The organism is Janthinobacterium sp. 13 (genome assembly GCF_002749695.1).
GTDB lineage: Bacteria > Pseudomonadota > Gammaproteobacteria > Burkholderiales > Burkholderiaceae_D > Janthinobacterium > Janthinobacterium kumbetense.
In genome coordinates, this window is the sequence record NZ_PEEQ01000001.1 from 2,363,821 (window position 1) to 2,389,378 (window position 25,558).

General features: G+C 64.4%; 22 protein-coding genes and 1 tRNA gene. 11 read left to right on the forward strand and 12 right to left on the reverse strand.

All coding sequences use genetic code 11. The features are described from left to right. Window positions 1-2: 2 nt before the first annotated feature. The 6 genes from CLU94_RS10385 (at window position 3) to CLU94_RS10410 (ending at window position 5,459) form a co-directional block, all read left to right on the forward strand. Window positions 3-695 (forward strand): phosphoglycolate phosphatase, encoded by a 693-nt coding sequence (locus CLU94_RS10385; RefSeq protein ID WP_257218752.1) that lies wholly within the window; start codon window positions 3-5, stop codon window positions 693-695. Window positions 696-964: 269 nt separating this feature from the next. After that, window positions 965-2,461 (forward strand): anthranilate synthase component I, encoded by a 1,497-nt coding sequence (trpE, locus tag CLU94_RS10390; RefSeq protein WP_099665564.1) that lies wholly within the window; start codon window positions 965-967, stop codon window positions 2,459-2,461. Between the two features lies 1 nt (window position 2,462). Further along, window positions 2,463-3,026, forward strand: a complete 564-nt coding sequence (locus CLU94_RS10395; protein WP_099665565.1) for an aminodeoxychorismate/anthranilate synthase component II — start codon at window positions 2,463-2,465, stop codon at window positions 3,024-3,026. 65 nt (window positions 3,027-3,091) lie between these two features. Continuing rightward, entirely contained in the window at window positions 3,092-4,135 is a 1,044-nt protein-coding gene (trpD, locus tag CLU94_RS10400; RefSeq protein WP_099665566.1) for an anthranilate phosphoribosyltransferase, read from the forward strand. Between the two features lie 33 nt (window positions 4,136-4,168). Further along, window positions 4,169-4,969 (forward strand): indole-3-glycerol phosphate synthase TrpC, encoded by an 801-nt coding sequence (trpC, locus tag CLU94_RS10405; protein ID WP_099665567.1) that lies wholly within the window; start codon window positions 4,169-4,171, stop codon window positions 4,967-4,969. Window positions 4,970-4,988: 19 nt separating this feature from the next. Then, entirely contained in the window at window positions 4,989-5,459 is a 471-nt protein-coding gene (locus CLU94_RS10410; RefSeq protein WP_099665568.1) for a hypothetical protein, read from the forward strand. On the opposite strand, the gene CLU94_RS10415 is transcribed toward CLU94_RS10410, so the two are convergent. The 9 genes from CLU94_RS10415 to dkgB form a co-directional block, all read right to left on the reverse strand. Then, window positions 5,410-6,579 (reverse strand): GGDEF domain-containing protein, encoded by a 1,170-nt coding sequence (locus CLU94_RS10415; RefSeq protein WP_257218754.1) that lies wholly within the window; start codon window positions 6,577-6,579, stop codon window positions 5,410-5,412. The genes CLU94_RS10410 and CLU94_RS10415 overlap by 50 nt on opposite strands. A gap of 215 nt (window positions 6,580-6,794) precedes the next feature. Further along, complete coding sequence (locus CLU94_RS10420) at window positions 6,795-8,615, reverse strand: M61 family metallopeptidase (protein WP_099668257.1); 1,821 nt, start codon at window positions 8,613-8,615, stop codon at window positions 6,795-6,797. Between the two features lie 117 nt (window positions 8,616-8,732). Then, window positions 8,733-9,341 carry a nucleotidyltransferase family protein gene (locus CLU94_RS10425; protein ID WP_099665570.1) on the reverse strand — a complete coding sequence of 203 codons (609 nt, stop codon included), beginning with the start codon at window positions 9,339-9,341 and terminating at the stop codon, window positions 8,733-8,735. A gap of 13 nt (window positions 9,342-9,354) precedes the next feature. Further along, complete coding sequence (locus CLU94_RS10430; protein WP_099665571.1) at window positions 9,355-11,619, reverse strand: xanthine dehydrogenase family protein molybdopterin-binding subunit; 2,265 nt, start codon at window positions 11,617-11,619, stop codon at window positions 9,355-9,357. Window positions 11,620-11,629: 10 nt separating this feature from the next. Further along, on the reverse strand, window positions 11,630-12,088 hold the full coding sequence (locus CLU94_RS10435) for a (2Fe-2S)-binding protein (protein ID WP_099665572.1): 459 nt from the start codon (window positions 12,086-12,088) through the stop codon (window positions 11,630-11,632). Window positions 12,089-12,220: 132 nt separating this feature from the next. Continuing rightward, complete coding sequence (locus CLU94_RS10440; protein ID WP_034785648.1) at window positions 12,221-12,937, reverse strand: DsbC family protein; 717 nt, start codon at window positions 12,935-12,937, stop codon at window positions 12,221-12,223. 159 nt (window positions 12,938-13,096) lie between these two features. Next, on the reverse strand, window positions 13,097-14,341 hold the full coding sequence (locus CLU94_RS10445; protein ID WP_257218756.1) for an FAD-dependent monooxygenase: 1,245 nt from the start codon (window positions 14,339-14,341) through the stop codon (window positions 13,097-13,099). Window positions 14,342-14,407: 66 nt separating this feature from the next. Continuing rightward, window positions 14,408-15,328, reverse strand: a complete 921-nt coding sequence (locus tag CLU94_RS10450; protein WP_373610011.1) for an LLM class oxidoreductase — start codon at window positions 15,326-15,328, stop codon at window positions 14,408-14,410. A 10-nt stretch (window positions 15,329-15,338) separates the two neighbouring features. Continuing rightward, the gene (gene dkgB / locus CLU94_RS10455; protein WP_099665575.1) at window positions 15,339-16,163 is read right to left on the reverse strand and encodes a 2,5-didehydrogluconate reductase DkgB; all 825 of its coding nucleotides are present in this window, start codon (window positions 16,161-16,163) and stop codon (window positions 15,339-15,341) included. Between the two features lie 186 nt (window positions 16,164-16,349). Here dkgB and CLU94_RS10460 point away from each other — a divergent pair. Next, window positions 16,350-16,425 (forward strand) — tRNA-Phe (locus CLU94_RS10460). A gap of 132 nt (window positions 16,426-16,557) precedes the next feature. Here CLU94_RS10460 and CLU94_RS10465 read toward each other — a convergent pair. Then, window positions 16,558-17,097: a DUF2058 domain-containing protein gene (locus CLU94_RS10465; RefSeq protein WP_077399286.1), complete on the reverse strand. Its 540-nt coding sequence runs from the start codon at window positions 17,095-17,097 to the stop codon at window positions 16,558-16,560. Window positions 17,098-17,363: 266 nt separating this feature from the next. On the opposite strand from CLU94_RS10465, the gene CLU94_RS10470 reads away from it, so the two are divergent. Next, on the forward strand, window positions 17,364-17,669 hold the full coding sequence (locus CLU94_RS10470; RefSeq protein WP_046682222.1) for a PsiF family protein: 306 nt from the start codon (window positions 17,364-17,366) through the stop codon (window positions 17,667-17,669). Between the two features lie 50 nt (window positions 17,670-17,719). On the opposite strand, the gene CLU94_RS10475 is transcribed toward CLU94_RS10470, so the two are convergent. Both CLU94_RS10475 and ptsJ read right to left on the reverse strand, forming a co-directional pair. Further along, the gene (locus CLU94_RS10475; protein WP_099665576.1) at window positions 17,720-18,439 is read right to left on the reverse strand and encodes a glutamine amidotransferase-related protein; all 720 of its coding nucleotides are present in this window, start codon (window positions 18,437-18,439) and stop codon (window positions 17,720-17,722) included. A gap of 33 nt (window positions 18,440-18,472) precedes the next feature. Next, window positions 18,473-19,774, reverse strand: coding sequence for a MocR-like B6 salvage transcription factor PtsJ (gene ptsJ, locus CLU94_RS10480; RefSeq protein WP_099668258.1), 1,302 nt, complete (start codon window positions 19,772-19,774; stop codon window positions 18,473-18,475). Between the two features lie 92 nt (window positions 19,775-19,866). On the opposite strand from ptsJ, the gene CLU94_RS10485 reads away from it, so the two are divergent. The 3 genes from CLU94_RS10485 to CLU94_RS10495 all read left to right on the forward strand — a co-directional run bounded on the left by CLU94_RS10485 (window position 19,867) and on the right by CLU94_RS10495 (window position 25,546). Continuing rightward, window positions 19,867-20,673, forward strand: a complete 807-nt coding sequence (locus CLU94_RS10485; RefSeq protein WP_099665577.1) for a YggS family pyridoxal phosphate-dependent enzyme — start codon at window positions 19,867-19,869, stop codon at window positions 20,671-20,673. A 137-nt stretch (window positions 20,674-20,810) separates the two neighbouring features. Beyond that, a complete protein-coding gene (locus tag CLU94_RS10490; protein ID WP_099665578.1) occupies window positions 20,811-23,069 on the forward strand; it encodes a putative bifunctional diguanylate cyclase/phosphodiesterase in 2,259 nt (752 codons plus the stop codon). A 92-nt stretch (window positions 23,070-23,161) separates the two neighbouring features. Next, entirely contained in the window at window positions 23,162-25,546 is a 2,385-nt protein-coding gene (locus CLU94_RS10495; RefSeq protein ID WP_099665579.1) for a S9 family peptidase, read from the forward strand. Window positions 25,547-25,558 lie beyond the last annotated feature (12 nt).

The window sequence follows — 25,558 nt, forward strand, 5'->3', positions numbered from 1 at the left end:
GCATGGTGAAGGACCACGTACTGGCTGGCGTGCGCGCCGCCATCATCGACCTCGATGGCACGATGCTCGACACCGTGCCCGATTTTCATGTCGCCATCAATGGCATGCGCGCCGAACTGGACCTGGCGCCCATCAGCGCCGACGCCATCAAGTTGATGGTGGGCAAGGGCTCGGAAAACCTGATCCGCACCGTGCTGGCGCTCGACTTCGATGACGCCGGCGTGGAACAGCGTTTCGAGCAGGCGATGGAGGGCTACCAGCGTCACTACCTGGCCATCAACGGCCAGTTCAGCACCCTGTATCCGGAGGTCGAAGCAGGGCTGGCGGCGATGAAGGCGGCGGGCCTGCGCCTGGCCTGCGTCACCAACAAGCCGATCGCCTTCGCCCTGCCCCTGCTGAAACTGAAAAACCTGGACCAGTATTTCGAGATCGTCTATGGCGGCGATTCGCTGCCGCAGAAAAAACCGCACCCCATGCCGCTGCTGCAAGTGTGCGCGGACTTCGACCTGCCGCCATCCAAAGTGGTGGCCATCGGCGACTCCTCGAATGACGCGCAAGCGGCCAGGGCTGCGGCTTGCCCCGTACTGACGGTACCGTATGGCTACAATCACGGACACTCTATACACGATACCGATTCCGATGGTATAGTAAAGACACTGCTCGAAGCAGCCCGTTTTATTGGCATGCAAAACTAACCGGCATACTGACCAAACCCAACACCATATCGTGAACACGTTTCTCATCAAAAAACACAATGTCACCCAAACCGGCTCGATTGAGGCCTGGCTTTGGCGACGCTGGCAATCCTGGCAGGCTTAAGGGCCGAGCCGTTACGATTGCTGCCGGTTGTACACACGTCGTTTGCGCATATTGCGCACGTTGCGTGTCCCGGCAAGTTTTTTGATAACCCACCGCAGGGTTTGTGCACTATGCACACTCATACCCTGACGGCATGGAGAGAAACATGACCGAACTCGAATTCAAATCGCTGGCCCAGCAAGGCTACAACCGCATCCCCCTGATCGCGGAAGCGTTCGCCGACCTGGAAACCCCGCTCACCCTGTACCTGAAACTGGCACAGTCCCAACAAGGCGGCAAGAACACCTTCCTGCTCGAATCCGTCGTCGGCGGCGAACGCTTCGGCCGCTATTCCTTCATCGGCTTGCCCGCCACGAGCGTGTTGCGCAGCTATGGCAAACGCACCGAAATCGTCAAGAACGGCAGCGTGATCGAAGAACACGAAGGCAATCCGCTCGACTTCATCGAACAATTCCAGTCGCGCTTCAAGGTGGCCCTGCGCCCCGGCATGCCGCGCTTCTGCGGCGGCCTGGCCGGCTACTTCGGCTACGACACCGTGCGCCACATCGAGAAAAAACTCGCCGGCGGCGCGCCGAAAGACGACTTGAAGCTGCCCGACATCCAGCTGATGGTGACGGAAGAACTGGCCGTCATCGACAACCTGTCCGGCAAGCTCTACCTGATCGTCTACGCCGACACGACGCAACCCGAATCGTTTTCGAAAGCACAGCAGCGCCTGAAGGACTTGCGCATGATGCTGCGCCGCGGCGTCGATGCGCCCGTCACCAGCGCTTCCGTGCGCACGGAAACCATCCGCGACTTTTCCAAGGAAGATTACCTGAAGGCCGTCGCCAAGGCACATGAATACGTGATGGCGGGCGACCTGATGCAGGTGCAGATCGGCCAGCGCATCCGCAAACCTTATGTCGATTCGCCGCTGACTTTGTACCGCGCCTTGCGTTCGCTCAACCCGTCGCCGTATATGTACTTCTATAATTTCGGTGACATGCAGATCATCGGCGCCTCGCCGGAAATTCTGGTGCGCAACGAAAAGACGGCGGACGGCGGCAAGAAAGTCACCTTGCGCCCGATCGCCGGCACCCGCCCGCGCGGCGCCACGCCAGAGCGCGACGCCGAATTGTCGGCCGAGCTGCTGGCCGACCCGAAAGAGATCGCCGAGCACGTGATGCTGATCGACCTGGCGCGCAACGACATCGGCCGCATCGCCGAGACGGGTAGCGTGCAAGTCACCGACCGCATGGTCATCGAAAAATACTCGCACGTGCAGCACATCGTCTCGAACGTGGAAGGCAAGCTGAAGGATGGCCTGTCGAACCTGGACGTGCTGCGCGCGACCTTCCCCGCCGGCACCCTGACGGGCGCGCCGAAAGTGCGCGCCATGGAAGTGATCGACGAACTGGAAATCACCAAGCGCGGCATCTACGGCGGCGCCTGCGGCTACCTGTCGTTTGGCGGCGAAATGGATGTGGCGATCGCCATCCGCACGGGCGTGGTCAAGGACGGCATGCTGTACGTGCAGGCCGCGGCCGGCATCGTGGCCGACTCCATTCCCGAAATGGAATGGCAGGAAACGGAAAACAAGGCGCGCGCCGTACTGCGCGCCGCCGAACAAGTGCAAGATGGCCTGGATGGAGGGTTTTAAGATGCTGCTGATGATCGACAACTACGACTCCTTCACCTACAACATCGTGCAGTATTTCGGCGAGTTGGGCGAAGACGTGCGGGTCTACCGCAACGATGAAATCACGATCGCACAGATCGAGGCGCTGAACCCGGACCGCATCTGCATCTCGCCCGGTCCGAAAGCGCCGGCACAGGCGGGCATTTCCGTGGAAGTGCTCAAGCACTTCGCCGGCAAGAAACCGATACTGGGCGTGTGCCTGGGCCACCAGGCCATCGGCGAAGCGTTTGGCGGCAACGTCATCCGCGCCAAGCAAGTCATGCATGGCAAGACTTCCCTCATCGCGCATACGGGCGTGGGCGTTTTCAAAGACTTGCCCAGCCCCTTCACAGTGATCCGCTACCACTCTTTGGCGATCGAACGCGCCTCGCTGCCTTCCTGCCTGGAAGTGACGGCGTGGACGGACGACGGCGAAATCATGGGCGTGCGCCACCGGGAATACGATATCGAGGGCGTGCAGTTCCACCCCGAATCGATCCTCTCGGAGCACGGCCACGCCCTGCTGAAGAACTTTCTCGAGCGCTGATTTTCCGCGCACGCCACGGCGTGCCATCAGTGTCCTCCTGCGCCATCATTGAAGAAGGAAGCATCATGCCGATCACACCACAAGAAGCCCTGCTGCGCTGCATCGAACACCGCGAAATCTTTCACGACGAAATGCTGTACCTGTTCCGCCAGATCATGTCCGGCGAAATGTCGCCCACCATGATCGCCGCCCTCACCATGGGCTTGCGCGTGAAAAAGGAAACCATCGGCGAAATCGCCGCGGCCGCGCAAGTGATGCGCGAATTTTCCACCAAGGTGCCCATGGCCGACACCACCAACCTGCTCGACATCGTCGGCACGGGCGGTGACGGCGCGCACACGTTCAATATTTCCACCGCCTCGATGTTCGTGGCGGCGGCAGCCGGCGCGCGCGTGGCCAAGCATGGCGGGCGCAGCGTCTCTTCCTCGTCCGGCAGCGCCGACGTGCTGGACTCGCTGGGCGTCAACATCAACCTGCAGCCCGAGCAGATCGCCCAGTCGATCGCGCAAACGGGCATCGGCTTCATGTATGCGCCCAACCACCACGCGGCCATGAAACATGCGGCGCCCGTGCGCAAGGAACTGGGCGTGCGCACCATTTTCAATATCCTGGGCCCCTTGACCAATCCCGCCGGCGCGCCGAACATTTTGATGGGCGTGTTCCACGCCGACCTGGTCGGCATCCAGGTGCGCGTGCTGCAGCGCCTGGGCGCGCAGCACGCCATCGTCGTGTATGGCCGCGACAACATGGATGAAGTGTCGCTGGGCGCGGCCACCATGGTCGGTGAACTGGTCAACGGCGAAATCCGTGAATATGAAATCCATCCCGAAGACTTCGGCATGTCGATGATCGCCAGCCGCAACCTGAAGGTGGCCGATTCCGTGGAATCGAAAGCCAAGATGATGGAAGCGCTGCGCGGCGAGCCCGGTGCGGCCGCCGACATCGTGGCCCTGAACGCGGGCACGGCGCTGTACGCGGCCGGCGTGGCCAGTTCGATCGAAGACGGCCTGGCGCGCGCGCGCACCGCCGTCAGTTCGGGCGCGGCCCTGGCGAAACTCGCTCAATTCGTGCAGGTCACGCAACAGCTGGGCACCCTGGCGCAAGCGTAAGCTGCCGCCCTCCTTTATAGAATAGCGACCATCATGTCCGACATACTCGATAAAATCCTGGCCGTGAAAGCCGATGAAGTGGCAAAGGCCAAGGCCCGCCGCAGTCTGGCCAGCCTGCGCGGCGACGTGGAAAGCGACAGCGCCCTGCGCGCCGGCCTGCGCGGCTTCGAAGCGAGCCTGCGCCAACACATCGCCGCCGGCAAGCCCGGCATCATCGCCGAAGTGAAAAAGGCGTCGCCATCGAAAGGGGTCATTCGCGCCGACTTCCACCCGTCTGATATCGCCGCCAGCTATGCCGCGCATGGCGCAGCCTGCCTGTCCGTGCTGACGGACGAGCAGTTCTTCCAGGGATCCGTGGAGTACCTGCAGCAGGCGCGCGCCGCCTGCGCCATCCCCGTGCTGCGCAAGGATTTCATGGTCGACATGTACCAGATCTATGAAGCGCGCGCCATGGGCGCCGACTGCATCCTCCTGATCGTCGCGGCGCTCGACCATGGCCTGATGGCCGAAATGGAAGCGTGCGCCCACGAACTGGGCATGGGCGTGCTGATCGAAAGCCACGATGGCGACGAACTGACGGCGGCCCTGAAACTCAAGAGCGCATTGATCGGCATCAACAACCGCAACCTGCGCACCTTCGAAACGTCGCTCGACACGACCATCAAGCTGTTACCGCGCATCCCGCAAGACAAATTGATCATCACGGAATCGGGCATCCACGGCACGGCCGACGTGCAACGCATGCGCGATGCGCACATCCACAGCTTCCTCGTGGGCGAAGCGTTCATGCGCGCGCCCGACCCCGGCGTGGAGCTGGAACGCCTGTTCAGTTAAACCATGGTAGGCTGGTAGCATGAGACACGGAATTATCGTCCTTGCCGCCGCCAGCCTGCTGTCGGCCTGCCAGACCGCGGCCCCGCCGGCGGTGAGCACGTCCACGCCCACGTCCACGCCCCCTCGCACGCCGGCCGCGATACAGCTCGCGGACAGCATCGACGCCTACAAGTCGCTGGTGGCGCAGCAGATCATGGCCGCCAACAGTGCCTACACGTTCAGCGGGCGCCTGCCGCCCATGCTCCCTGCCATCGTCGTGCTCGACCTGAGCGTGGGCCCGGACGGCGAGCTGAAAGGCGTGCACGTGCACCGTTCGCGCGACAGCGAAGCATCGGCCGCGGCGCTGGCCGCCGTGCGGCGCGTGCCCACCCTCTTTCCGCCAGCGGCACACCTGATGCACCGCCACGCCCGGACCTTCGATTTCTCCGAAACCTTCCTGTTCAACGACCAGTACCAATTCCAGCTGCGGACCTTGTCCGGTCCACAGTAAACGCGGCGGTATCGAGTTCGATACGGTCGCGTCCCCGTTCCTTGGCCAGGTACAGGGCCGCATCAGCGCGCGACAACAGCTGTTCCAGCCCTTCCACCACCGACGCCTGGCAAGCGACGCCGATGCTGACCGTACACGGCGGCAGCCCTGTATGACTGGGCTCGCGCAGCAAGGCACGGATGCGTTCGGCCACGCCCAACGCATTATGCGCCGGCATGTCCGGCATCAGCACGACGAACTCCTCGCCGCCGAAACGCGCCACGCAATCCGATTCGCGCAAGGCGCCCTTGATAACGGTGGCCACATGCGCCAGCACCCGGTCACCCACCGCGTGACCGTGGCGGTCATTGATCAATTTGAAGTAATCAAGGTCGATGCTGAGCAATGTCAACGGCAAGCGGCGGCGGCGCAGATTGTCTATCTCGCGCGCATAGGCGTCGCCAAAGCCGCGCCGGTTCAGCACCTGGGTCAGCGGATCATGGGTCGAGCGGCGCTCCAGTATCTGCTGCAGGCGGCGCGTCGCCATCGTCATGAAGCCCACCGTCAGCAGCAGCGCCATGAAATTGGCAACCGCCAGATAGATGCCGGCCGGCGTGCCGGCCACCGTCAGGTTCACGCTGGCGCCGCCATGCAGCAAGGCAGACACGCCGCGCGCCAGCACCACGACGGCTTGCATCAGCATCAGCGCGGCAAAGAAAAAACTCGAGAAATGGCGCTCGCCATGGCGCCATACCAGTTGCACCTGGCGCGCATAAAACAGGAAGACCAGCAGGGAAAAGACCGCCACGCGCGCCGAAAAATCGGGGTGCACCAGCAACCACCAGCTATTGCCGGCGATGGCCAGGGCAAGTATCAGCAGATAGGCGCGGCGGCTGGGCGCTAGGCCAAAGAATTTCTCCGTGCCCAGCATCGACAGGCCGATACCGGCCACCAGCGCCGCATTGGCCGCGATCATGGACAATGCCGGCGGCAGCACTTCGCGGGTGCCGAACAGCAGGGACGCGCACACCAGCAACAGCAAGCCGGCCGCCCAATGCCCCAGGCCATGCACCTCGCGCCGGAAACTGCGATACACCGAGAACATGACGATGCTCATCGCCCCGCACATCAGGGTCGTCATCAGCATAATCGTTCGGGGATCGAGGGTTTGCACGTTGGGCGCGATCTAAAAGAAGCGGTTCGGCAATTTTAGTTTAGTTAAAGAAAAATTAGTTCATTTGCAGTAAATATGATGGCAAGCCGCCAGTTTCACCGGATAAGTTGCATTTGGGAAATTGCTGCTTGAAATAAAAAACCGGCCAGTGACGGCCGGTTTTCTGTCTTACCGCATGAGCATCATGCCGCGCTAGGACGCTTCGGCCCCGTGGCTTTCTTCGGCGCCGGCAGCAGCGCCAGGCTGACGCCGGGCACGCGGTCGCCTTGCAGCACGGCCGCAAACGTCATCAGCTCGTCGCGGCGGAAGGCGTGGATGGCCACCTTGGCGCCGACGGCGTAGCGGCCCAGCAAGGTGTCCAGGTTGGCCGGGTTACCCGTCACGCGCAAGCCATCGATGGCCACCAGCACGTCGCCCGCCGACAGGCCGGCCACGTGCGCCGCGCCGCCCTGGTGCACCTGCGCCAGTTTGGCATCGTTGCCGTCGCGGCCCAGGTTGACGTCCAGGCTGGCCTTTTCCGCCTTGCGCGCGTCGCTGTATTTCACGCCGAACGGCGCCAGCAGGCGCGCCATCGGCACGTCGTCCGTGCCGCGGATGTAGCGCTCGAAGAAGGGCTTCATCCGCGTGCCGGCAATTTCGTCGAACAGGGCTTCGACTTCGGCCGGCGTCACGCCGCGGCCTTTGCCTTCTCCCTTGCCCTTGTAGAAATCGCGGCCATAACGCTGCCACAATGCCTGCATCACGTCGTCCAGCGACTTTTCGCCATTCGTCTTGGCGCGGATCGTCAGGTCGAAGGCCAGCGCGATCAGCGAACCCTTGGTGTAGTAGCTGACGATGGCGTTCGGCGCGTTTTCATCCTGGCGGTAGTACTTGCCCCAGGCGTCGAAGCTGGAATCGGCCACGCTTTGCTTCGTGCGGCCGCTGCCGCGCAAGACGCTGTTGACGGTTTTTCCGAGCAGCTTGAAATAGGCCGCTTCATCGATCAGGCCCGCGCGCACCAGCATCAGGTCGTCGTAATAGCTGGTGAATCCCTCGAACAGCCACAGCAGCGGCGAATAGCTTTCCGCCTGCAGGTTGTACGGCGCAAAGGCGGCCGGCTTGATGCGCTTGACGTTCCAGGTATGGAAGTACTCATGGCTGCACAGGCCCAGGAATTTCAGGTAGCCGTCGCCGATTTCCGTGCTGGTCGACGCCGTCGTCGGCAGGTCGGCACGCGCGCAGATCAGCGCCGTCGAGGCGCGGTGTTCCAGACCGCCGTATCCGTCGCCGACGGCCATGGTCATGAACACATAGCGGTCCATCGGCGCTTTCCTTGTCTTTGGCTCGAAGAAGGCGATTTGCGTTTCGCAGATGGCTTTCAGGTCGCGGCACAGGCGGTCCAGGTCCAGGTTCGGCACCTTGCCCGTGACGACGATATCGTGCGGCACGCCATGCGCGGTGAAAGTGGCCAGCGCGAAGTCGCCCATCTCCACCGGGTGGTCGATCAGCTCATCGTAGTTGGCCGCCTGGTAGCTGCCGAAGCCATAGCGTTTCGCTTTCAATTCCGGCAGGGTGGTGGCCACTTTCCACGTCTTGCAGGCCGCATCCTTCGGCTGCACGATATGCACTTCATGCGGCTCAGCCTCCTGGCCCAGCACGCGCAGGAACACGCTGGTGCCGTTGAAGAAGCCGTGGTTCTGGTCCAGGTGGGCGGCGCGCACGGACAAGTCCCAGGCATACACGTCGTATTCGACGGTCAACGGGCCCTTGCACGGGGCGGCTTGCCACGAATGCTTGTCCAGCTTGGTCAGCGCCACGGCCTTGCCCTCGGACTCGGCGCGGATGCTGACGATATTGCGCGAAAATTCGCGGATCATGTAGCTGCCCGGGATCCAGGCCGGCAAAGCAAATACCTGGCCGATGGCGGCCGGCGACTTGACGGTCAACGTCACCTTGAACATGTGACCGGCCAGGTCGGCTGCGGCAATGCTGTAGATGATGCCGGCGGCCGGTGTGGTTTTCACTGCGGTTTTTGCCGCGGCTTTGCTTGTGGCTTTGCCGCTTGCCTTGGCTCCCGCCTTGGCGGTGATTTTTTGAATCGGTGCTTTCTTCATGTTTTCCTCGTGTCTGGCATGGATGTTCTACAATCGCCCGGGCGCGCCAGGCGCCGGCGACAAATCGTCAGGTGTATCAATATCGCGCAAGATGCCGCTGTCGTCCACTGCTACTTCGCACACGGCATGGCTGTTGACGATGCTGCGCGCGCCCTGGTCGCCATCGAGTGCCAGCAGCAGCGGCAAGTGAAAGGTGCTGAACGCGACAGGATTGCCGCGCCGTCCCCGGAGCACGGGCACGGCGATGCGCGCGCCATCGCCGATGGCGTGCGACAAGGCGGCGATTGTAGCCGCTTCCACACTAGGCATGTCGCCCAGGGCGATCAGCCAGCCCGGCGCACCGCGCACGTGACCGATGGCGCAGGTGAGCGAGGCGGCCATGCCCGTGTCGGCATCATGGCAGACGCGCACCTCGCAGCCCAGCGCACCGAGCTGGCGCGCGACCTCGGCATCGTCGGGGCGCACCACGGCCAGCACGCGCGGCAAGGCAGCCAGCATGTTCCTCGCTGCCGCCACCACCACCGGCAGACCCGCGTGCGGTCCTTCCGCCAATGGCTGCAATAATTTGTTCTGCACGCCGGCAGGGTCGAACCTGCGTCCCCTTCCGGCTGCCAGCAAGATGCCGACCGTGCTCAAAAAACCGCTACCGTCATGCGGCCGCCAAATCAAAAGGCAGCTTGCGCAAGCGCTTGCCCGTCAGCGCGAACAGCGCGTTGGCGAAGGCGGGCGCCAGCGGCGGCACGCCCGGCTCGCCCATGCCCGTCGGCGCATCGCCCGACGGCACCAGGTGCACCTCGATCACCGGCATGTCGGGCATGCGCGGCACGGGGTAATCGCCGAAGTTCTGCTGCTCCACCACGCCATCCTTGAGCGTGATGGCTGCGCCGGGAATCGTCATGCCCAGCGCCATCAGCGCGGCGCCCTGCACTTGCGCCTCGATCGTCAGGGGATTGACGGCCAGGTTGCAATGCACGCCCGCCCATACCTGGTGCAGCTTGGGTGCGCCTTGTACCACCGACGCCGTCACCACATAGGCCACCACGGAATTGAACGATTCGTGCATGGCCACGCCCCAGGCTTGCCCCTTCGGCAGCTTCTTCTTGCCGTAGCCGGACTTGGCCACGGCCAGGTCCAGGGCGGCGATGTGGCGCGTATGCTTGGCGTCGATCAGCTGCTTGCGGTAGGCGACGGGGTCCATCTTCGCCACGTGCGCCGCCTCGTCGATCAGGGTTTCCATGACGAAGGCCGTGTGCGTCGAGCCGACGGAGCGCCACCACAGCACGGGCACGTTCGCCTTGGCCGTGTGCACGGACAGCTTCATCGGCAGGGTGTAGGGCTCGCCCATGCCTTCGACCATGGTGCCGTCGACGCCATTTTTCACCATGAAGGCTTCGAACGGCGTGCCGGCCATGATGGACTGGCCCACGATGGTATGGTCCCAGGCGAGGATTTTCCCTTTGGCGTCGAGGCCGATCTGCGCGCGGTGCACGTGCGACGGCCGGTAGTAGCCGCCCTTGATATCATCCTCGCGGCTCCACATCAGCTTTAACGGGCCGCCCTTGCCCGCCGCCCGGTACGCCTTGGCGACGTTGACGGCTTCGACCACGTAATCGGACGAGGGCACAGCGCGCCGGCCAAAGCCGCCGCCGGCCATCATCGTGTGCAGGGTGACCTGCTCCGGTTTCAGGCCCGAGGTCGCCGCGATGGCCGCCTGGTCGCCCGTCTGGAATTGCGAACCGACCCACATCGTGCATTTGTCTGCCTGCAGGTCGACGACGCAATTGAGCGGCTCCATCGGCGCGTGCGCCAGGTAGGGAAATTCGTAGACGGCTTCGATCTTTTTCGGCGCCGAGGCCAGCTTGGCCATGTCGGCAGGTTTGGCGACGGTGCCCGGCGTTTTCGCCAGCGCCTTGAAGGCGGCCAGCTGCTTGTCGCTGCTGACCTTTTCCACGGCGCTCGTGTCCCATTCGATCACCAGCGCGTCGCGCCCCTGTTTGGCCGGCCAGTAGCCTTCGGCGATGACGGCCACGCCGCTGCCGCCACGGTCGGTTTTGACTTCCAGCACGTCCAGCACGCCCTTGATGGCTTTCGCCTTGCTGGCGTCGAATTTCGCCACTTTCGCGCCAAACACGGGCGGGCGCGCCACCATGGCCACTTTCGCGCCAGGCGGCTTGAAGTCGATGCCGAACTGCTGCTTGCCCGTGGATTTGGCGGCCGCATCCAGGCGTTTCACGGGTTTGCCGATGATGGCAAAGTCGCGCGGGTCCTTCAGCTTGACGGTGGCGGGCACTGGCTGGCGCATGGCCGCGTCGGCAAATTCGCCAAACGTGGCCTTTTGTCCGCCGGGGCCATACAGCACGCCCTTGGCGGCGCGCACCTGGTCGGGGCTGACTTTCCATTGCGCGGCGGCGGCGCCCACCAGCATGGCGCGCGCCTTGGCGCCGATTTCGCGGTACTGCGTAAACGAATGGGCGATGCTGCCCGAACCGCCCGTCATCTGCATGCCGTAGGCGGCATCCTTGTACTGCTCGCCGGCAGGCGCCAGCGCGCCGTGCACCAGGCTCCAGTCGGCGTCGAGTTCCTCGGCGATCAGCATGGGCAAGCTCGTTTGCACGCCCTGGCCAAATTCCAGCCGGTTCACCTGCACCGTCACCGTGTTATCGGGGGCGATGTGCAGGAAAGCGTTCGGTGCATACACGGGCTTGGCGGGTGCGGCATCGGCCGCCTGCGCCAGCTTGCCTGCGCCTGGCAGGAAAAAGCCCAGCATCAAGCCGCCGCCGGCCACCGCGCCCGCCTTCATGAAACCGCGCCGCGACACGCCATCCGCCACGCCCGGCGAAACCGATGCCAACGCCGCGCCCAGGGTCACCCCGCCATGCTGCAATGCTTCCTGATTCAACCATTCGATACGCATGTCGCTCTCCTCAGGCCAGGGTCTTGGCCGCGTCCTTGATGGCCGCGCGGATCCGTTGATAGGTGCCGCAGCGGCAGATATTGCCGCTCATGGCGCCGTCGATGTCGGCATCGCTGGGCGCCTTGTTGGTGCGCAGCAGCGCCGTCGCGCTCATCACCTGGCCGCTTTGACAGTAGCCGCATTGCGGCACGTCGTGCCGCACCCACGCCGCCTGCACGGCCTTGCCCACCTGGTCGTTTTCCATCGCTTCGATGGTGGTGATCTTTTGCGCGCCGACGGAGGAAATCGGCGTGATGCACGAGCGGATGGCCTGGCCGTCGAGGTGCACCGTGCAGGCGCCGCACAGCGCCATGCCGCAACCGAACTTGGTGCCCGTCATGTTCAGGTTATCGCGCAGCGCCCACAGGATGGGCGTGGAAGGATCGGCATCGACCTGCGTGTCGCGTCCGTTGATATTCAGGGTAATCATCTGCTGCTTCTCCTTTTTTGAATTGTTATGGCGTCTACAAACAACACTTGATGATACGACAGCGGAAAAAAGTGCAAAAAAAAGCGCGCCTTGCGAGGGCGCGCCGTCCAGCCTTCCTGGCGACAGCCCGGATTACTTAATGGTCGAGAATTTCTGTTCCAGCGTTTTCGCATCGACTGCGCCCGGAATGCGGCTGCCGTCGGCAAAGAAGATGGCAGGCGTGCCCGACACGCGCAATTGCTGGCCCAGGGCCAGGATTTTTTCATGCGGATTGGCGCAGGTGGCGGCTACCGTGGCTGGCGCCTTGCCGTTCAACATCCAGTCATCCCATGCCTTGTTGCGGTCCGGCGCGCACCAGACATTGCGCGACTTGACGATGGAGTCCGGCGACAGGATGTTGTACATGAAGGTGTAGACGGTGACGTTGTCGATTTCCTTCAGCGCGTTCTGGCGGAAGCGCTTGCAATAGCCGCAGTTCGGATCTTCGAACACGGCGATCACGCGCTTGCCATTGCCCTTGACGGTCTTCATGGCGGAGTCGAGCGGCAAGTCGGAGAATTTGATGCGGTTGACTTCGTCCAGGCGCACCTTGGTCAGGTCTTGCGACGTCTTGGCGTCGAAGACGTGGCCGACGAACAGGTATTGCGCGGCCTTGTCCGTGTACAGGATGTCGCCGCCCGTGCGCACTTCATACAGGCCGCCGTACGGCGTTTCCTTGACCGAATCGACCTTGGCGCCTTCGCCCAGGCGCGGCTCGATCAGCTTCTTGATGTTCGCTTCCGTTGGCGTTTCCGCGCCGGCGCACGACATCATCAGGCCCGAGGCCAGTACCAATGCGATTCTGCTCATTTTTATCACTATCACTTCTCCACTTGAAACGCCTGGCGGGACTCGCCTCTGGCCCGGCATCGTTATCTCTTTGACAAAACGATCGCCGCAGACCAGCTGCGGCGACCTTGAATTTTCACACCTGCCATTATCCGGCGATATCTTAAGATTCGCTGATATTTACTGATGTCCCAATGCGTGCGCGATCATTTTCCGCTTCAGGGCCGGTAATTTATCCAGCAAGTTTAATCCCAAATTGCGAACCACGCGCAACGGCTCCAGGTCGGCGCCAAATAATCGCGCCAGGCCATCGGTGGCCAGCTGCATCAACAGCACGTCTTCCTTGCGCGCGCGCGCATAGCGGGCCAGCACGCGCTCGTCGCCGATGCCGCGGTGCGCTTCGCGTTCGGCGATCGTCTTGACCAGCTGCGCCACGTCGGCAAAGCCCAGGTTCATGCCGTGGCCGGCCATCGGGTGCACCACATGGGCGGCGTCGCCCACCAGGGCCACGCGCGGCGCCACCATGGCGTGCGGGCGCATCAGGGTCAATGGGAAGGCGCGCACCAGCTCCGGCTGCAACGGCGTCAGCTTGCCCAGTTTGTCGTGGCAGTAGGCGGCCAGGCGCGCGGCCAGGGCGTCGGCCGATTCGGACATGAGGGTGTCGGCCAGCGCATCGGGCGCCGACCAGACCAGCGAGACGCGGTCGCCCGGCAGCGGCAGCAGCGCGACGATGCCTTCGCTGCCCGTGAACCACTGGTGGGCCGCGCCATGGTGCGGCTTTTCGCAGGCGAAGTTGCTGACCACGCCGCGCTGGCCGTAGGAGCGGTAATCGAGGCCGATGTCGCACTGGCCCCGCACCCACGACTGGGCGCCATCCGCGCCCACTACCAATGCGCAAGTGATGGTGTCGCCGCCATCGAGATGCACGATGGCCGAGTCGTTCGTCCATTCCAGGCGGCTGGCGCGGCCCTGCACCACGCTGACGTTCGGTGCAAATTTCAGGGCGGCGTCCAGCGCCTGGCCCAGATTGCGGTCTTCGATGATCCACGCCAGCGTGCCCACATGGGCGCCATACGCGTCGAAACCGAGTCCGCCCGCCTGCGCGCCGTCGCCGTTGACCAGCATGGCGTCGACGGGCGCCACCCTGTCAGCCTCCAGGGCGCCCCATACCTTCAGCGACGACAGCAGCTGGTGCGCCGTGTGATTGAGCGCATACACGCGCACATCCCAGCTGGCTTCGACCGGCTTGGCGGCCGAAGGGGATGTGGGCGCAGGAGGGCTCACCGGGGATAACAGGGTGACGCTTTGTCCTGCCTGGGCAAACGCCAGCGCCGTGGTTTTCGCGATGGCGCCATTGCCGACGATGCAAACGTCGCTGTGGCTATGCATGAAGCGCCGCATGGTAGGGGGAGTGGGACTGTTCATGCGGCCATTATAGCGTTTGCCCCACCCTTTTCAGATAGTCCGGAAGTACAGGACGCGTGTCCCAGATCAAGCGATGCCATGAAAGACGGGCAGCACGTGGTCCGCGATCTCCTGCAAGGTCTCGGCCAGCGGGCGGCGGTTCTGCCGCAGCTGCAAGCCGATGTGCTGCACGCCGGCGTCGCGCATGGCCGTCAACTCGGCGATCAGGCCGTCGCGCCCCGTGCGTGCGCCGAAGCGGAAGCGCTGCAGCGGCAAGTTCGGGTCCTCGTCCAGGTCCAGGTGAATGAAGCTGACGTAGGGTTTATCTTCCCCGGCGACGGCGCGCCATTGCGCCGAGCGACGCGCATGGTCGTCCGGCGTGCCCGGATAGGCGAGCCAGCCATCCATTTGCTCGCCTATCCAGGCGGGCGACTGCTGCGCCAGCCCCGCCACCAGCAGCGGCAAGGGCGCGGACGGCTTGGGCAGCAGGCGGATGCCGGGCGGCAGATGCGTCTCGCCCCAGTCGCGCAGCATGGCTACCTGTTCGCGGAACGCCGCGCCGCGCTGCTCGAAGTCGCGGCCGAAGACGGGATATTCGACAGGACGGTCGCCGCTGGCCACGCCCAATAGCAAACGCCCGCCGCTCAACTGGTCGACGCTGGCCGCCGCTTTTAACGTCAATACAGGCTCGCGCAGGGGCAGCACCACGGCGGCCGTGCCCAGCAAGATGTTCTCCGTGATGCCGGCCAGGTAGCCAAGATAGGTAAACACCTCGAAGACCTGGGCCGCGTCGCCGAAGGACGGGTCATACAAAGGCACGTCGCGCAGCCACAGGGCCCTGAAACCGAGGCGGTCGGCCAGTTTTGCCAGCGCCGCATGCTGTTGCAGGTCCGGTTCGCCCGGCACGCGGCCGGACGCCGCATTCGCCTGGCGCCCCGTGGACGACCAGTCATTATCGAGCGGCAGTTCCAGCCCGATACTGAAACCGCCCTGCCCAAGCTTCGTCATGGCGCCCATATCAATCCCACTGCGGCGCCAGGCCGTCCGGATTGGCCAGGCGTTCGCCACGCTCCAGGGTCGCCATCTGCGCCATCTCGTCCGGCGACAGGGTGATGCGCTGGAAATGCAGGTTCGCTTCCAGGTTGGCCCGTTTGGTGGACGACGGGATCACGGCAAAGCCCTGCTGCAGCGACCAGCTCAGGGCCACTTGCGCCGGCGTCACGCCATGTCTTACCGCGATGGCCATGATGACGGGATCGACGACCACCTTGCCATACGCGAGCGGCATATAGGCCGTGATGTGGATGCCCTGGCTGCGCGCGAAGTCGATGACGGTGCGGTTTTGCAGGAAGGGGTGGATCTCGACCTGCTGCGTGGCGATTTCAGACGCGCCCACCGCAGCGATGGCTTGCCGCAGCTGCGCGTTGGTGAAATTCGATACGCCGATGGCTTTCGTCAGCCCCTGCGCCTTGGCGTCCGCCAGCGCCGCCATATACTCGGCGACGGGAATGGCGTCTTGCGGCGACGGCCAGTGGATCAGGGTCAGGTCCAGTTGCTCCAGCTGCAGCTTGTGCAGGCTGTCCTTCAGGCTGGGAATCAGTTTGTCGCGCTGCAGGTTCTCGATCCAGATCTTGGTGGTGACGAACAGCTCGTCGCGCGGGACGGGGCTGGCGGCGATCGCCTGGCCCACTTCGGCTTCATTGCCGTAGATTTGCGCCGTGTCGATATGGCGGTAGCCGACGTCGAGGCCCGTGGTGACGGAATCGATGACGACCTGGCCCTGCAGGCGGAAGGTGCCCAGGCCGATTTCAGGGATGGCGGTGCGATTTGTGGTGGAGTTCATGCGGTAATCCTCTCAAGTCAATGTCGATGGCCACACTATGCGCCCATCCTTTGTTGAGAAAAATACCGCTGATATCAAATCATATTTGCCCCACAAGCAAGTAAAACCATGCCCATGCAGGAAATCTGGGAAAAGTCGCAGCCGGCTCTTGCATTCCCGTTTTGGTCTGCTATAATTCGCCACCTTGGCCTGGTAGCTCAGTCGGTAGAGCAGAGGATTGAAAATCCTTGTGTCGGTGGTTCGATTCCGCCCCGGGCCACCAAGAATACGTTTCACATTCAAAAACGCCACCTTCGGGTGGCGTTTTTGTTTGTGGACTGTCTATACAACACGCAGGCCGTTTCCGGCCCGCAACCACTCCCCCGGCGCCGTCAGCGCCGGGCAAACATCCCGCTTACCACATCAAATCATCAGGAATCTGGAACGCCGCATACGGATCGTCCTCGTCCACTTCCGTGCTGGCCTGTTTCACGCGCACGACGATGGCGGGGTCGCGTTCGGCGATCTTGTCGGCGATGATGCGCGGCACCAGTTCCACGGCGCCGTTCAAGCAGATGATGACCAGGCGGCCCGCCACCAAGTGGGCTTGCACGGCGGCCGTCACGTAGATGCGCTCGATCTTGTTATTAAATGTAAAGTTGTACGGCACGTCGCCGTTGTTGCCCTTGCTCTGGCGATTCTTTTGCACCATTTGCGCGATCTGCGCCACGATGGCCTTCTGGTTGGCGGCCGCGTCGCGCTGGGCGTTCAGTTCGCGCGCCCGCTCGGCATTCTTGCGCTGGGTCTCGAGCGCGGCCAGGCGCACCTCGTCGACGCTTTGCGTGCCGCTCTTGCGCTCGTCCTTTTTCTGCTTGCTCTTGTCCTGGTTGGCCAGCTTGACCTTCTTCTTGTCGACCAGGCCGGCCTTTAAAAACTGCTCTTGCAACGAGACCATAACTACTCCGTATTGAGGGTGCGCCGGCCAAGGCAGCGGCATCGGCCGGTGGAAAGACGCTAGCATAGCAAAAAACAGGGGCGCTGCCGCCGCAACATGGCTACCCGGGCCAGCTGGCGGGCGCCTTCTGCCTGCCAGTAACAAAAAGACACACTCGAGTGGAAATTTTGTTGATAAATGTCATATAGTTAGTTACGTTTTGCATATCGGCATTCTCTGCCGATTGCATCGCCCCCTTCCACCGACTGCGTCTACAAGGATTTGCCATGAAACAATTAATCGCCCTCTGCATCGCCGCCGCGTTTGCCAGCACCGCCTTTGCCGCCGCACCGGAAGCGGCGCCCGTCGCCAAGACGGCCCAACAATCGAAGATGACGACCTGCAATGCGGACGCCGCCGGCAAGAAAGGCGATGAACGCAAGACCTTCATGAAGGAATGCCTGAGCGCCAAGCCGGCACCGGCCATGACGCAGCAAAACAAGATGAAAGCGTGCAATGTCGACGCCAAGGACATGAAGGGCGATGCCCGCAAAGCCTTCATGAAGGAATGCCTGAGCGCGCCGAAGAAATAAGCGCCTCGCCTGTTTGCCCCCCCAACGCCAGCGTCGACGCTGGCGTTTTTTTACGGCGATGCGTACGCCTGCATGAGCCGGTCAAGGAAACCGAACAGCTGGCCGTTCATGGCGTGCCAGTCGTGGCTGCGCAAGACCGCTGGCGGCTGCACGAAGCGGTGCGGCTCCAGCATGGCCAGTTCGGCTTCCGACGCGGCGATCAGCAGTTCGACCACCTCCGGCGTGAACTCCATATGGCACTGGAAGCCGTACACCAGCCTGCCGTATTCGATGATCTGGCGGGGGCAGCCTTCGCTACAGGCGATGACCTTCGCGCTGTCGGTCAGGCCAGGCATGTCGCTATGCCAATGCCCGGTTTCCAGCACGTCGCCGAAATGGGCGAATTTATCGTTTGCCCGTCCTTCCGCCGTCAGCATGACGGGGAACTTGCCGATCTCCTTTTCCGGGCTGTGCGCCTGGCGTGCTCCCAGGGCTGCGCCTATCAGTTGCGCCCCCAGGCAGACGCCGACGACTGCCTTGCCCGCCGCGGCACATGCGGCAATCAGGGCCTGTTCGGCCGCGGCGTCGAAATGCGGGCATTCCTCGCGCGTCGTCGACGGCGATTGCGGCCCGCCCATGACGACCAGCAGGTCGATGTCCGCGATGGACGGGGGCAGCGGCTCATGGGCATGGACGCGGGAATACGTGGCCGCGTAGCCGCGCTCGCGCACCCATGTCTCGTAGGCGCCCGGCGCCTCGAACGCTTCATGCACGATGAAATGGACTTTCATGATGTTCCCTTTCTGTGGCGAGGAATTAAAAAACTATGGCCGGCCCAGCACCTGGGCCAGCACGCCGGCGAACGCCTGCGCGCCCGCTTCATCCATGCTCGACACGGTGATCCGCAATCCCTGCGCCGGCGCTTGCACCCCAAACGCTTCACCGCCGCGCACCAGCCAGCCATGCCTGGCCAGCGCCAGCACGGCCGCCTGGCTGCTGCCCGGCAGCGGCAGCCACAGGTTCAAGCCATCGGCGGGACTGGCGCAGACCAGGCCTTGCGCCGCCAGCGCATCGGCCAGGATGCCGCGGCGGCGCGCATAGTCTGCGCGGGCCAGGGCCACCTGCGCCAGCACGTCCGGCGACGACAGGCAGGCGCTCACGGCGTCCTGCAAGAGATGGCTGACCCAGTTCGTGCCGGGCGCCAGGCGCAGGCGCAGGCGGCGGGCGGTCTGTCCGTCGCTGGCGACAACGGCCAGGCGCAGATCGGGGCCGAAGATCTTCGATACCGAACGGACCAGCGCCCAGCGCCGGGCCGCAGGGGGAATCACGTCCCGGTAGCCGGCGACGGACAACAGCGAAAAATGGTCGTCAACGATGACCAGCACGTTCGGATAGGCGGCCAGCACCGCGCGCAACTGAGCCGCGCGCGCCGCGCTCAGGCTGCAGCCGGTCGGATTGTGCGCGCGCGGCGTCACGATGACGGCTTGCGCGCCTTGCGCCAGCGCCCGTTCCAGCGCCCCGGCCTGCATCCCCTCGACATCGACCGCCACGCCAACGGCGTGCAGCCCCGCGATGCGCAGCGTGTTGATGCTGCTGACGAAGCACGGGTCTTCCACGGCCACCTTGTCGCCCGCGACCAGATACGCGCCCAGCAGGCGCTCGACCGCATCGACCGCCCCATTCGTCAGGGTGACGTCGTGCCCTTCCGGGCAATCGCCGGCCAGCCAGCGCCGCGCCAGGGCTTCCAGCGCCGGGTCCAGCGTGGCCTCGCCATACAGGCGCGGACGGTAGGGCTTGCGCGCCAGGGCCGCGCCGACATCGGGCAGCCAGGCCAGGTTCGGATTGCCGCCGCCCAGGTCGGCCAGCGGCGAGCCGGGCAGCAAGCCTTCCTGCTCGCCGGGATCGCGCTGCGCGCGGATGGCCGTGCCCAGGCGCCCTTGCGTGACCGCGATCCCGGCCGTCACCAGGCGCTTGTACGCCAGCGACACGGTATTGCGGTTGACGCCCAAGGTCGCCGCCAGCTCGCGCACGGTCGGCAGCGCCTGGCCCGGCGGCAGTTCGCCCGCCTGCGTCAGCGCGCGGATGCTGTCGAACAGCTGCGCCGCGGTTTTCCCTGTCATCTTCATGATGGTCTCAGACATGATATATTTTGGCATAGGACAATCATACATCACTGCGGCGACTCCTGCCGCTCATAAGGCTGACACAAGGCTGACACATGAACAATGACACTCCCCTGCCCACTCCCACCATGCACGCGCAGCATGGGCGCTGGCCGCAAGCCGTTTCCGTGGACGACTTCCGCCGCAATCTGGCGGCGGTGCATGCGCGCATGGCGGCCGCATGCCAGCGGGTCGGGCGCGATCCGGCCGGCGTGCGCCTGCTGCCCGTCAGCAAGACCAAGCCCGAGGCAAGCCTGCGCCTGGCCTATGCCGCGGGTTGCCGCCTGCTGGGGGAAAACAAGCCGCAGGAAGCGGGCCGCAAGTGGGAAGCGATGGCGGACCTGGCCGACCTGCAATGGTCGGTGATCGGCCATTTGCAGACCAACAAGGCCAAGCTGGTGGCGCGCTTTGCCAGCGAGTTCCAGGCCCTCGACAGCCTGCGCGTGGCCGAGGCGCTGGAACGGCGCCTGCAGGCGGAAGGGCGCGGGCTCGACGTGTTCGTGCAAGTGAACACGTCGGGCGAAGCCAGCAAGTACGGCTTGCCGCCGGACGAAGTGGCTGCTTTCCTGCGCCAGCTGCCCGCCTTCCCGGCGCTGCGGGTGCGCGGATTCATGACATTGGCCCTGTTGTCGGCGGAAGCGGTGCGTGTGCGCCGCTGCTTCGTGCTGCTGCGCGAACTGCGCGACCGCCTGCGCCAGGACGCCCCGCCTGGCATCGGCCTCGACGAGCTGTCGATGGGCATGTCCGGCGATTATGAAATCGCCATCGAAGAAGGCGCCACCGTCGTGCGGGTCGGCCAGGCCATCTTCGGCGCGCGGGACACGCCGGACAGCCACTACTGGCCCACGGCGCAGACGGAGTAGGCGGCCCGACGCGCCCCGCAGGTAGCCGCGCAGTCAACCATGCCGAATGATCAAGATGACATGCATAAAGATAGCGCGTAATATTTTTACCATACTGCTCAGCTCGGCAGCACAGCTCCTGGGGAAAGGACGGCAGCGTGGCCGCGTCAAACGATCTCGCGCACTGGCGCGGACAGATTTTTTCGCGCCTGCTGCAGGTGGTGTTGCTGCTTGGCATCATCACCGCCATTCCCAGCGCCTTGCTGGCGGCGCGCGAAGCTATCTGGTCCATAGTCGCCCTCGACGTGCTGGCCATCGGCTGGGTCGGCGTCATCTGGCATCTACGCGCCATGCCCTACCGCTGGCGCGTGTGGCAATTCCTCATCGTCGCCTACCTGGTGGGCGTGGGCCTGCTGTTGAAAATCGGCCCCGTCAGCCAGATCTACATGATGCTCATGCCCGTGCTGGCGGCCCTGCTGCTGGGGATGCGGCCAGCCTTGTCGACCCTGGCCCTGACTTCGCTGACCATCTTTTTCCTCGGTTTGCATCCCGACGTCGCCCTGCACGTGCAGGGCGTGCCCGACTCCCCCGTGCTGCGCGCGCTGATCGTGGCCCTGAACTTCCTGTTCATCGCCGCCGTGCTGACCCTGTCCTGCGCCTTCCTGCTGCGCCACCTGGAACGCAGCAGCCAGGCCCTGTCGCAGCTGAACGCCGACCTGCGCTTGACGGCCACGGCGCTGGCCCGCCTGAACGACATGGTGATGCTCGCCGAAGTGACCGATGCCCCCGGCGGCGCGGCGCCCGCCACGCGCATCATCTTCGTCAACGACGCCTTCGAGCGCAGCAGCGGCTATGCGCGCGCCGAGGTGCTGGGCCGCAGCCTGCTGTTCCAGCAGGGCCCCGCCACCGATGCGGGCGAACTGGCGCGCGTCGCCGCCGCCATGGCCAATGCCCAGCCGGCCAGGGCGGAATTGCTCAATTACAACAAGGCCGGCAAGGCGTACTGGGTCGAAGCGGAACTGGCGCCGTTCACGGATGCGGACGGCAAGCAGACGCACTGGGTGGCCGTCGAGCGCGAAATCGACGAGCGCAAGAAATCGGAAGCGGACATCCACCGCCTGGCCTTCTACGACGTGCTGACGGGCCTGCCCAACCGGCGCCTGCTGATGGACCGCATCGGCCACCTGCTGGCCGCCGCGCCGCGAGGGAATACAATCAGCGCGCTGATGTTCATCGACCTCGACCACTTCAAGCACATCAACGACGCGCGCGGCCACGCCACCGGCGACGCGCTGCTGCGCCTGGCCGGCGAACGGCTGGCGCAGCTGATGCGCAAGGCCGACACGGTGGCGCGCATCGGCGGCGATGAATTCGTCGTGCTGCTGGCGCACCTGGCCGAAGACCTCGACAGCGCCGCCCGCGCGGCGGCCCAGGTGGCCGAGAAAATCCGCGCCGCCATCGCGCGCGACTTCGATATCGACGGGCAGTCCTATCATTGCAGCGCCAGCATCGGCGTGACCCTGCTGCCGAAAGCGGGCCAGCAGGCGCACGACCTGCTGCGCGAAGCGGACATCGCCATGTACCGCGCCAAGGCGGAAGGACGCAACGGCATCGCCTTCTTTGAAGCGGCCATGCAAGCGGGCGTGGAACGCCGCCTGACCCTGGAACGGGCGCTGGCGCGCGCCCTCGATGCCCATGCACTGTGCATGCACGTGCAGCCGCAGGTCGACCGCCATGGCCGGGTGACGGGCGCCGAATTGCTGATGCGCTGGCCGCAGGCGGACGGCAGCCATATCGCGCCCGGCATCTTCATTCCCATCGCCGAGGAATCGGGGCTGATCGTCAGGCTCGGGCACTGGGCACTGCGCGAGGCGTGCCGCGCCGCCGCCATGCTGGCGCGGGCGGGGCAGCCCGTCGCCCTGTCCGTGAATGTCAGTCCGGCCCAGTTTCGCCAGCCCGATTTCGCCGCCCGCGTGCAGGCGGCGCTGGCCGAACACGGCACGCCGGCCGGCGCCCTGATCCTGGAACTGACGGAAGGCCTGCTGATCGACCAGCGCGACGCCTCGCTGGCGCGCATGCGCGAACTGGCGGCCCTCGGCATCCGCTTTTCCATCGACGATTTCGGCACCGGCTATTCCAGCCTCGCCTACCTGACCTCGATGCCGCTGTACGAACTCAAAATCGACAAGCGCTTCATCGACGACACGCCGCACGATGCGCGCGACACGGCCATCGTGCAAGCGATACTGGCCATGGCGCGCCACCTGGGCTTGCGCGTGGTGGCCGAAGGCGTGGAAACGCAGGAGCAGGCCGACTTCCTGCTCGCCCACGATTGCGACGGCTTGCAAGGCTACCTGTATGCGCGGCCCATGCCGCTGGACGACTTTCTGGCCTGGCTGGCCCGGTATCAGGCTTAGCTTTCCGACATTTCCTGCACGAAACTCCTCCGCTAGAATACCGGCCTCATAGCCTGTACCTTCACCATCCCCTTTGATTAAAGTGATCCCCGATGCGTCTGGTTCTTCCCCTGCTGCCGCTCCTGCTGCTCTCTCTGCTCCCCGCCGCCCATGCGGCCCCATCCACCGCACCCACGCCCATCACCCTCGACCAGGCCATGGCCGATCCCGACTGGATCGGCGCGCCCGTCGAAGCGGCATGGTGGGGCTGGAATGGCCAGCTCTACTACAAGCAGAAACGCCTCGGCTCGCCCCTGCGCGACACCTATCAATTGCCGGGCGCAAACGCCAAACTCAATAGCGGCAAGAAGGTCGACGATGCGCAGCTGGCCAATCTCGACGGCCAGCACATGGTGGTCAACCGGGCCGGCACGCGCGCCATCCTGCTGCGCAACGGCGACTTGTTCGAGCGCAACCTGAAAAGCGGCGCCTTGATCCAGATCACGCGCGGCGTGTCCGCCATCAGCGACCCGCAATACTCCGCCGACGGCGGCGCCGTGCAATACCGCAGCGGCACAGACTGGTTCAGCTGGAACCGGCTTGACCGCCTGAGCGCCCCCGTGGCCCTGTTGCGCGCCGTCAAGGACCCGGACGCCAAGCCGGAAGCGGACGCCCTGCGCGAACTGCAGCTGCGCCTGATCGTCAACCTGGCGCGCCAGAAGGAAGACCGCGACGCCAGCCGCGAACGCCGCCATGAAGAGCGCCGCCTGGACGCCACGCGCGCACCGGAACCGATCTACCTGGGCGACAAAATCACTATTTCCGGCAGCGCCCTGTCGCCGGACGGCCGCTGGCTGCTGTTCGTCACGCAGGACAAGGCCGCCGAAAAGGGCAAGCTGGGCAAACTGGCCCGCTACGTCACGGAAACGGGCTATCCGGAAGCGGACGACGAGCGCACGCGCGTGGGCCGCAACATGCCGATCGCGCAAAGCCTGAAACTGGCCGACCTGCGCACGGGCCAGGTGCGCGAGATCGCCTTCGATAACCTGCCCGGCATCGCCGCCGACCCGCTGGCCGCCATGCGCGCCGAACAGAAGCTGCCGGCCCTGAAAGGCAACCGTCCCGTGCGCATCGACGCCCAGCGCGACGGCGTCGCCTGGACCGACGACGGCGGCAAGGCAGCCGTGCGCATCCGCGCCATCGACAACAAGGATGGCTGGCTCGCCAACGTCGACCTGGCCAACGCCGCCCTGCTGCCCGTGCACCGCATCAGCGACGCGGCCTGGGTCAACCGCCGCGCCGACGAATTCGGCTGGCTGCCCGACAACGCCACCCTGTGGTATCTGTCCGAGGAAAGCGGCTACGCCCACCTGTACACGAAAACGGGCGCGGCCCCGGCGCGCGCCCTGACCAGCGGCCAGTGGGAAGTGAGCGCCGTCGAATGGAGCCGCGACGGCAAAACCGCGTATTTCATGTGCAACCGGCAGGCGCCCGGCACGTATGAAGTGTGCGCCAGCACGGCCAAGGAGGGCGGCGCGCGCGAAGTCACCGGCTTGAAAGGCGTGGAAAACTTCGGCTTGTCACCCGATAACGGCAAGCTGCTGCTGCGCTATTCCACCAGCTATATGCCAGCCCAGCTGGCGACGATTTCCGTTGCCGGCGGCAAGGCCAATATCCTGACGGATACACGCAGCGACGCCTTCAAGGCGCGCAGCTGGGTCATGCCGCAGCTGGTGCAAGTGCCGTCCACGCATGGCGCGGCGCCGATCTGGGCCAAGCTGTACCGCCCGGCCCAGCTGGAAGCGGGCAAGAAATATCCCATCGTCATGTTCGCGCACGGCGCCGGCTACCTGCAGAATGTGACCGAGCGCTACCCCGTCTACTTCCGCGAACAGATGTTCCACAACCTGCTGGTGGAGCAGGGTTACATCGTGCTCGACGTCGATTACCGCGCTTCGCTCGGTTACGGCAGCGCCTGGCGCACGGCCATCTACCGCCAGATGGGCCATCCGGAACTGGAAGATTTCATCGACGGCGCCCACTGGCTGGCAGCCCGGCACCAGGGCGACATCAAGAACGTGGGCATCTATGGCGGCAGCTATGGCGGCTTCATGAGCCTGATGGCCCTGATGCGTGCGCCGGAAATCTTCAAGTCCGGCGCCGCGCTGCGTCCCGTGACGGACTGGACCACCTACAACCACGAGTACACGGCGAATATCCTGAACACGCCGGACGTCGATCCGCAAGCGTATAAAATCTCGTCGCCGATCGAATACGCCGACAAACTGACGGGCAATCTCTTGATCGCCCACGGCATGATCGACGACAACGTGTTCTATCAGGATTCCGTACGCCTGTCGCAGCGCTTGATCGAGCTCAAAAAGGATAACTGGGAAATGGCCAGCTACCCGATGGAGCGCCACGGCTTCGTGCAGCCGGAAGCGTGGTATGACGAGTACCGCCGGATTTATCAGTTGTTCCAGAGAACATTGAAATAAACCCCGATGCCC

Excerpts from the sequence above, each read along its gene's own strand:
- CLU94_RS10430 (WP_099665571.1), bottom strand. The coding sequence starts at position 11,619 with ATGCGTATCGAATGGTTGAATCAGGAAGCATTGCAGCATGGCGGGGTG.
- CLU94_RS10440 (WP_034785648.1), bottom strand. The coding sequence starts at position 12,937 with ATGAGCAGAATCGCATTGGTACTGGCCTCGGGCCTGATGATGTCGTGC.
- CLU94_RS10485 (WP_099665577.1), top strand. The coding sequence starts at position 19,867 with ATGAACAATGACACTCCCCTGCCCACTCCCACCATGCACGCGCAGCAT.
- CLU94_RS10475 (WP_099665576.1), bottom strand. The coding sequence starts at position 18,439 with ATGAAAGTCCATTTCATCGTGCATGAAGCGTTCGAGGCGCCGGGCGCC.
- CLU94_RS10465 (WP_077399286.1), bottom strand. The coding sequence starts at position 17,097 with ATGGTCTCGTTGCAAGAGCAGTTTTTAAAGGCCGGCCTGGTCGACAAG.
- trpD (WP_099665566.1), top strand. The coding sequence starts at position 3,092 with ATGCCGATCACACCACAAGAAGCCCTGCTGCGCTGCATCGAACACCGC.
- CLU94_RS10395 (WP_099665565.1), top strand. The coding sequence starts at position 2,463 with ATGCTGCTGATGATCGACAACTACGACTCCTTCACCTACAACATCGTG.
- CLU94_RS10385 (WP_257218752.1), top strand. The coding sequence starts at position 3 with ATGGTGAAGGACCACGTACTGGCTGGCGTGCGCGCCGCCATCATCGAC.
- trpC (WP_099665567.1), top strand. The coding sequence starts at position 4,169 with ATGTCCGACATACTCGATAAAATCCTGGCCGTGAAAGCCGATGAAGTG.
- trpE (WP_099665564.1), top strand. The coding sequence starts at position 965 with ATGACCGAACTCGAATTCAAATCGCTGGCCCAGCAAGGCTACAACCGC.
- ptsJ (WP_099668258.1), bottom strand. The coding sequence starts at position 19,774 with ATGAAGATGACAGGGAAAACCGCGGCGCAGCTGTTCGACAGCATCCGC.
- CLU94_RS10410 (WP_099665568.1), top strand. The coding sequence starts at position 4,989 with ATGAGACACGGAATTATCGTCCTTGCCGCCGCCAGCCTGCTGTCGGCC.
- CLU94_RS10415 (WP_257218754.1), bottom strand. The coding sequence starts at position 6,579 with ATGACGACCCTGATGTGCGGGGCGATGAGCATCGTCATGTTCTCGGTG.
- CLU94_RS10470 (WP_046682222.1), top strand. The coding sequence starts at position 17,364 with ATGAAACAATTAATCGCCCTCTGCATCGCCGCCGCGTTTGCCAGCACC.
- CLU94_RS10495 (WP_099665579.1), top strand. The coding sequence starts at position 23,162 with ATGCGTCTGGTTCTTCCCCTGCTGCCGCTCCTGCTGCTCTCTCTGCTC.
- CLU94_RS10450 (WP_373610011.1), bottom strand. The coding sequence starts at position 15,328 with ATGACGAAGCTTGGGCAGGGCGGTTTCAGTATCGGGCTGGAACTGCCG.
- CLU94_RS10435 (WP_099665572.1), bottom strand. The coding sequence starts at position 12,088 with ATGATTACCCTGAATATCAACGGACGCGACACGCAGGTCGATGCCGAT.
- CLU94_RS10445 (WP_257218756.1), bottom strand. The coding sequence starts at position 14,341 with ATGAACAGTCCCACTCCCCCTACCATGCGGCGCTTCATGCATAGCCAC.
- dkgB (WP_099665575.1), bottom strand. The coding sequence starts at position 16,163 with ATGAACTCCACCACAAATCGCACCGCCATCCCTGAAATCGGCCTGGGC.